Annotated in this window: 8 protein-coding genes; 6 read left to right on the top strand and 2 right to left on the bottom strand. The window is 70.2% G+C overall.

The window, feature by feature from the left end:
* Together glmU and ACFVYA_RS29455 are read left to right on the top strand one after the other, a co-directional pair.
* Positions 1–1035: bifunctional UDP-N-acetylglucosamine diphosphorylase/glucosamine-1-phosphate N-acetyltransferase GlmU (gene glmU / locus ACFVYA_RS29460; RefSeq protein WP_387049560.1), on the top strand; the 1035-nt coding region annotated here is incomplete at its 5' end.
* Complete coding sequence (locus ACFVYA_RS29455; protein WP_387049559.1) at positions 1032–2012, top strand: ribose-phosphate diphosphokinase; 981 nt, start codon at positions 1032–1034, stop codon at positions 2010–2012. The genes glmU and ACFVYA_RS29455, both read left to right, overlap by 4 nt.
* A gap of 61 nt (positions 2013–2073) precedes the next feature.
* Here ACFVYA_RS29455 and ACFVYA_RS29450 read toward each other — a convergent pair whose 3' ends face one another.
* Both ACFVYA_RS29450 and ACFVYA_RS29445 read right to left on the bottom strand, forming a co-directional pair.
* The gene (locus tag ACFVYA_RS29450) at positions 2074–2715 is read right to left on the bottom strand and encodes an NAD(P)-dependent oxidoreductase (protein WP_387049557.1); all 642 of its coding nucleotides are present in this window, start codon (positions 2713–2715) and stop codon (positions 2074–2076) included.
* Positions 2716–2813: 98 nt separating this feature from the next.
* Positions 2814–3908 carry a hypothetical protein gene (locus ACFVYA_RS29445; protein WP_285986314.1) on the bottom strand — a complete coding sequence of 365 codons (1095 nt, stop codon included), beginning with the start codon at positions 3906–3908 and terminating at the stop codon, positions 2814–2816.
* A 349-nt stretch (positions 3909–4257) separates the two neighbouring features.
* Between ACFVYA_RS29445 and ACFVYA_RS29440 the strand changes: the two genes are divergently transcribed.
* The 4 genes from ACFVYA_RS29440 to ACFVYA_RS29425 all read left to right on the top strand — a co-directional run bounded on the left by ACFVYA_RS29440 (position 4258) and on the right by ACFVYA_RS29425 (position 6364).
* Positions 4258–4857, top strand: coding sequence for a 50S ribosomal protein L25/general stress protein Ctc (locus ACFVYA_RS29440; RefSeq protein ID WP_285986315.1), 600 nt, complete (start codon positions 4258–4260; stop codon positions 4855–4857).
* A gap of 9 nt (positions 4858–4866) precedes the next feature.
* The gene (gene pth / locus ACFVYA_RS29435; protein ID WP_387049555.1) at positions 4867–5460 is read left to right on the top strand and encodes an aminoacyl-tRNA hydrolase; all 594 of its coding nucleotides are present in this window, start codon (positions 4867–4869) and stop codon (positions 5458–5460) included.
* A gap of 21 nt (positions 5461–5481) precedes the next feature.
* Positions 5482–5802: a DivIVA domain-containing protein gene (locus ACFVYA_RS29430; RefSeq protein WP_285986317.1), complete on the top strand. Its 321-nt coding sequence runs from the start codon at positions 5482–5484 to the stop codon at positions 5800–5802.
* Positions 5803–6007: 205 nt separating this feature from the next.
* Complete coding sequence (locus ACFVYA_RS29425; RefSeq protein ID WP_285986318.1) at positions 6008–6364, top strand: DivIVA domain-containing protein; 357 nt, start codon at positions 6008–6010, stop codon at positions 6362–6364.
* The last annotated feature ends 7 nt before the right edge of the window (positions 6365–6371 follow it).

Raw genomic sequence — 6371 nt, 5'->3', positions numbered from 1 at the left:
GGCTACGGCCGGATCGTGCGGGACAGCGCCGGCAAGGTCACCGGGATCGTCGAGCACAAGGACGCCACCCCGGAGCAGGCGGCGATCACCGAGATCAACTCGGGCGTCTACGCCTTCGACGCGGCGGTGCTGCGCGACGGCCTTTCGCGCCTCTCGACCGACAACGCGCAGGGCGAGCTCTACCTCACCGACGTGCTGGGCATCGCGAACGGCGACGGGCTGCACGTCGGCGCACTGGTCGTCGACGACCCGTGGCTCACCGAAGGCGTCAACGACCGCGTGCAGCTGTCGGCGCTCGGCGCCGAGCTCAACCGCCGGATCGTGCGGCGCTGGCAGCGCGAGGGCGTCACGATCACCGACCCGGCCACGACCTGGATCGACGCCGGCGTCACCCTCTCCCGTGACGTCGTCATCGAGCCCGGTGTGCAGCTGAAGGGCACGACGTCGGTCGGCGAGGGCAGCACGGTCGGCCCGGACAGCACCCTGACGAACGTCACCATCGGCGCGGGCGCCTCGGTGGTCCGCGTGCACGGCTCGGACTCGGAGCTCGGTGACGGCGTCAACGTCGGCCCGTTCACCTACCTGCGGCCGGGCACGAAGCTGGGCGTCCAGGCGAAGCTGGGCGCGTTCGTCGAGACGAAGGCCGCCGACATCGGCGCCGGCACGAAGGTGCCCCACCTGACCTACGTGGGTGACGCCACGATCGGTGAGCACAGCAACATCGGCTGCTCCAGTGTGTTCGTGAACTACGACGGCGTGCACAAGCACCGGACCGTTATCGGGTCGTATGTCCGGTTGGGCGCGGACAACACCTTCGTCGCCCCGGTGCGCATCGGTGACGGCGCTTACAGTGGTGCGGGTGCCGTGATCCGCGAAGACGTCCCGCCGGGCACACTCGCGGTGTCGGCGCCGCCGCAGCGCAACATCCAAGGCTGGGCGATCCGGCGCCGGCCGGGTACGCCCGCGGCGGAGGCGGCCCAGGCCGCCCTCGACGCCGATTCAGCAGCAGGAACCGACGGGGAGTCGCCAGCATGAGTCCGAAGCAAGGGACGCCGAAGAAGAACCTGATGCTCTTCTCCGGACGCGCGCACACGGAGCTCGCCGAAGAAGTGGCCCAGCACCTCAACGTGACGATCACCCCGCAGACGGCGCACACGTTCGCCAACGGCGAGCTGTTCGTCCGGTTCGAAGAGTCCGTCCGCGGCACGGACGCCTTCGTCATCCAGGCGCACACCACGCCCATCAACGAGTTCGTGATGGAGCAGCTGATCATGGTGGACGCGCTCAAGCGGGCGAGCGCGAAGCGGATCACCGTGGTGATGCCGTTCTACCCGTACGCGCGCCAGGACAAGAAGCACAAGGGCCGCGAGCCGATCTCGGCGCGGCTGATCGCGGACCTGTTCAAGACCGCGGGCGCCGACCGGATCATGACGGTCGACCTGCACACCGCGCAGATCCAGGGCTTCTTCGACGGCCCGGTCGACCACCTGATGGCGCAGACCGTGCTGGCCGACCACATCAAGGCCACCTACGGCGACGCGGACATCACGGTCGTCTCCCCGGATTCGGGCCGCGTGCGGCTGGCCGAGAAGTGGGCCGCCCAGCTCGGTGACCGCCCGATCGCGTTCATCCACAAGACGCGCGACCCGGACAAGCCGAACCAGGCGGTGGCCAACCGCGTGGTCGGCAAGGTCGAGGGCAAGCTCTGCGTCCTGATCGACGACATGATCGACACCGGCGGCACGATCGTGAAGGCCACCGAGGCCCTGATCGACGAGGGCGCGGCGGACGTGGTCATCGCGACGACGCACGGCATCCTGTCCGACCCGGCCACCCAGCGGCTCTCGTCGTGCAAGGCGCGCGAGGTCATCGTGACGAACTCGCTGCCGATCCCCGAGGAGAAGCGGTTCCCGGGGCTGACGGTGCTGTCGATCGCCCCGATGCTGGCGGAGGCCATCCAGCAGGTCTTCGAAGACGGCTCGGTGACGTCGCTCTTCGACGGCAACGCCTGAGGTTCGAAGCGGAAAGCCCGCCTTCCCCGGCTTGGGGAGGGCGGGCTTTCCGCTGCGAACCTCAGTAAGCGACGGTGAAGCGCGCGCGGCGGTGCTTCGGCTGCTCGATCTCGTCGACGTAGGCGATCGCGAAGTCGTCGCCGCCGATGTGGGACTTGCCGTTCTCGTCGGTCAGCAGGACGTCGCCACCGATGCGGAACTCGCCCTTGCGCTCCCCGGGAGTCCACGCGCCGAACTCGGCCGCGGGGCTGACGTAGAACCAGTCGAGGCTCTCGGGCTGCTCGCGCAGCAGGCCGAGGACCTCGGCGTGGCTGCCGGCCTCGTCCTTGTACTCGGCCGGGAACTCCGGGGTGTCGAACAGCCGCGGGCCGCCCTCGGCCACGTGCAGGCTCGCCGCGCCGCCGACGAACGACAGCCGGACGCCGTTCTCGCTCGCGATCCGCGCCAGGGCCGGCACCGCGTCGATCAGCTTCTTGCCGTCGATCTCGCGGGCCGGGGTGGCCACCACGATGACGTCGGCGTCCTTCGCCAAGCCCGCCACGAACTCCTCGTCGTGCAGCGAGCCCTGCCGCTCGTCGACGCCCTCGGGCACCGAGCCGGCGTGGCGCGCCACCCCGACGACCTCGTGGCCGCGACGCAGCGCTTCGGCGCCGATCCTGCCCCCGGCGTACCCCGTCGCCCCGAAAACCACCAGCTTGGCCATGGAATCTCCTCGTCAGTCATCAGTCTGCACGACCGATGCTAGGAACGGGAGATCACCTACTTCAACGGAAGCAACACACCCGGGGGTAGGTGTCCAGGTCAGCCGCCGAGGCCGGCGAACTCCGCGGCCACCTTCTGCTTGACGGCGTCGACGTCCAGGCCCGCGCGGACCTCCGCCGTCGCGGTCGGCTTCGACAGCACCTGGTAGCTGGCCGTGCGGTTGGGCAGCTTGAACTTCACCCCGCAGGACAGCTGGATCGTCTTGTACGGCTCCGCGTCCCCGGCCGCCGTGCACGTCTGCGCACCGAGCGACTCGGCGCTGACCTCGACCGAAAGGGTGATGTGGATGACGCTCTTCTCCCCCGACGCCGGCGTGCCGACGACGCTGTTGGAGACGTCGACCGTCGTCGTGCAGGAGCCGACGAAGTCCTTGCAGTCGAGGTGGTCGTTGGTGACGAGGGCGCTGGCCTGCACCAGCCCCTCGAACGGCTGCCCCAGCCCGCCGACGGCGGCGTCGAAGTCGGTGTGGAACGTCTTCACCGCGTCCCCGGTGAGCGCGGCGACTCCGAACTCGGCGCCGTACTTCGGGCCGGCCTGCGGGTCGAGCAGCGCCGGGGCGAAGCTGACGACGCGGTTCGGCTTGGCCGTCGTGACGCGCAGGACGCTGGGCGCGGCGCCGAGCTGGTAGACCTCGGTGCCGTCCGGCAGCTTCGCCTTGACCGGCTCACTCGGCCGGTCGAGCCCGGTCAGCGCCTTGCGCAGCCCCGCGGCGAGGGCCGGCGGGGTGAGCCGGGCCGCCGGGTCGAAGGGCAGTTCGGAGCCGAGCGAGCGCACCCAGCTCGTGCCGAACTGCGTGCCCTCGTCGATGGCGTGCGCCTTCCAGTAGTCGGCGTCGGCCTGCAGGTAGAACTGGGCGGCGGCGGCCGTCACCTGGATGAAGCGGCCGTCCAGCGGCAGCCCGCCGATGGCGTAACCGCCGCGGGTGATCCGGAACTGCTGCTCGGCTCCCTGCACCGTGGACTTCAGCGCGATCGCCGGTGCTTGACCCAGCGCCGTGAGGGCCGCGTCGACCGCCGCGCGCTCCTCGGCGCGCCGGTCCGCCGTCGCCTGGTCGGCCGCGGAGACACCGGCGGTGCCCGCGACCGCCACCTGGCAGCCCGCCAGCAATCCACCCAGCAGCAGCACCGCTGCCACCTTGCTCCCTCGAGCCCGCATTTCCGCCCCCTGCTCTCCCGCTACCGAGCACACCTCGGCCGGCGTTGTCCCGCCACCGGATTTGTGTCGTCACGTACCGGGTTCCAGGAGGGTTCTAGCCTGGGCCGGGCCCCCGCCGCAACCCACCGTGATGAGGTTGGTTTACACTCTTGAGGTTGTCTCGGCGAGGTGGGGCCCTTCTGGGGTGCCCGGCGTGATCGACGCGGCGGCTCGAGTAGCCCCTGTCGTCGTGCACGCCCGGAAACTCGCCGCCGAAACTTCCTTGAACAGAACACATCGGCTTCCCCCGCCGCAGCATGCTGTCGTTGATTTGAAGGAGTGCCACACCGTGTCCGAGGTACGTCTGTCCGTCGAGCCGCGCACCGAGTTCGGCAAGGGCGCCGCGCGCCGCACGCGTCGCGCCGGCAAGATCCCCGCCGTCCTCTACGGCCACGGGTCGGACCCGCGGCACTTCGCGCTGCCGGCGATCGAGTTCGCCCGCGTCGTCCGCGAGAACGGCTCGAACGCCGTCATCACGCTGGATCTGGAGGGCGCGGTCGAGCTGGCGCTGACCAAGACCATCGTGGTCCACCCGCTGAAGAACTACATCGAGCACGTCGACCTGCTGGTCGTGAAGCGCGGCGAGAAGATCGTCGTCGACGTCCCCGTCGTCGTGACCGGCAACCCCGGCCCGGGCGGCCTGGTCAACCAGGACGTCGACACCCTGCAGGTCGAGGTCGAGGCGCTGCACATCCCGGAGCAGTTCGAGGTCTCGATCGAGGGCCTCGAGATCGGTTCCCAGGTGCTGGCCGGCCAGGTCGAGCTGCCCCAGGGCGCCACCCTGGTCACCGACCCGGAGTCGCTCGTCGTGGCCGTCAACGAGCCGCAGCGTGAAGAGGCCGGCGACGAAGCCGAAGCGGGCGAAGAGTCGGCCGAAGCCGCCGAATAACATCACCGCATGACCGAAGACCTGCCTGGGGCCGGCGAGCTGATCCTGCTCGCCGGCCTCGGCAATCCCGGACCCCAGTACGCCGGAAACCGGCACAACGTCGGGTTCATGGTGCTGGACGAGCTGGCCGCCCGCGTCGGCGGCAAGTTCAAGACGCACAAGACCGGCGGCGAAGTGCTCGAGGGCCGGCTGGCCGGCCGCCGCGTGGTGCTCGTGAAGCCGCGCTCGTACATGAACCTCTCCGGCGGTCCGGTGGCCGGCGCGGCGCGGTTCTACAAGGTCGAGCCGTCCGGCATCGTCGTGGTGCACGACGAGCTCGACGTCGACTTCGGCGCGCTGAAGCTGAAGCTCGGCGGCGGCGACAACGGCCACAACGGACTCCGCTCGATCACGAAGTCGCTGGGCACCCGCGACTACTACCGGGTGCGGTTCGGCATCGGCCGCCCGCCCGGCCGCCAGGACCCGGCGGACTTCGTGCTGAAGGACTTTTCGACGGTCGAGCGCAAGGAACTCCCGTTGGAGGTGGACCGGTGCGCGGACGCGACCGAAGCGCTGATCGGCACCGGCCTCGCGGCCGCGCAGAACTCCTTCCACGCGGGCTGACATGGGTGGCGAGGTGAAGCCATGACTCCGGACGAAGCCCGGTCGATCGCCTTCGGCAAACCCCGGTTCGGCCGTCGCGGCTACAACGAGGACGAGGTGGACGCCTTCCTCGACCTCATCGCGGAGGCGCTGGCCGGGCGGAACATCCTGACACCGGACGACATCCACTACGTCGAGTTCACGATCATGCCGGTCGGCATGCGCAGCTACGACCAGGCCCAGGTCGACCTGTTCCTCGACGAGGCCGAGGCCGCCCTGGTGGAGCTGCGCAACCCGCGGCCGGCGGCGGTCGAGGAGGAGCGGCGGCCGCAGGGCCCCCGGAAGTGGTTCGGGCGCAGCTGACGCTTCAGGTGGCGCGGGCGAAGAACCCGGATGTCACCCTGTGAACCCGGCCACACAGCGCTGCGTAGCGCAAGCTCACCCGAAGGCGGGCGTGAGGCCGCCCGTCGGGGTGAGGTTGGGGGCAGCCCCTTTCGGGCAGCCTGTTCACGGGTTAGGACGGTGTACGGGAGTTCGCACCCGCCCCATCCCGGAATCGGAGAGTTCCATGTCGTTCACCGTCGAAGACCTCGCCGACGTCACCTTCGGCAACGCCCCGATCGGCCGCCGTGGTTACGCGAAGCACGAGGTGGACGCGTTCGTCCGGCGCATCGCCAAGACGCTCGCCGACGAGGACGACCTGACCGCCGCCGAAGTGCACCACGTGATGTTCGCGAAGCCGCTGATCGGCAAGCGCGGCTACGACGAGCGAGAGGTCGACGAGTTCCTCGACGCGGTGGAGCACCAGCTCGCCGCCCGCACCGGCCAGGCCCCGGACCTGCCCGGCGCCCGCACGGCCCCGGAGGCCACGGCCGAGCGCGCCACCCCGCCGACGCTCCGCGCGGTGCGCGTCCAGCAGCGCTGACCCTCGA

Origin of the sequence: Amycolatopsis sp. NPDC058278 (assembly GCF_042881395.1) — a bacterium.
GTDB lineage: Bacteria > Actinomycetota > Actinomycetes > Mycobacteriales > Pseudonocardiaceae > Amycolatopsis.
This window is presented reverse-complemented; position numbering and strand designations above follow the sequence as displayed.

Excerpts from the sequence above, each read along its gene's own strand:
- ACFVYA_RS29430 (WP_285986317.1), top strand. The coding sequence starts at position 5,482 with ATGACTCCGGACGAAGCCCGGTCGATCGCCTTCGGCAAACCCCGGTTC.
- pth (WP_387049555.1), top strand. The coding sequence starts at position 4,867 with ATGACCGAAGACCTGCCTGGGGCCGGCGAGCTGATCCTGCTCGCCGGC.
- ACFVYA_RS29455 (WP_387049559.1), top strand. The coding sequence starts at position 1,032 with ATGAGTCCGAAGCAAGGGACGCCGAAGAAGAACCTGATGCTCTTCTCC.
- ACFVYA_RS29450 (WP_387049557.1), bottom strand. The coding sequence starts at position 2,715 with ATGGCCAAGCTGGTGGTTTTCGGGGCGACGGGGTACGCCGGGGGCAGG.
- ACFVYA_RS29425 (WP_285986318.1), top strand. The coding sequence starts at position 6,008 with ATGTCGTTCACCGTCGAAGACCTCGCCGACGTCACCTTCGGCAACGCC.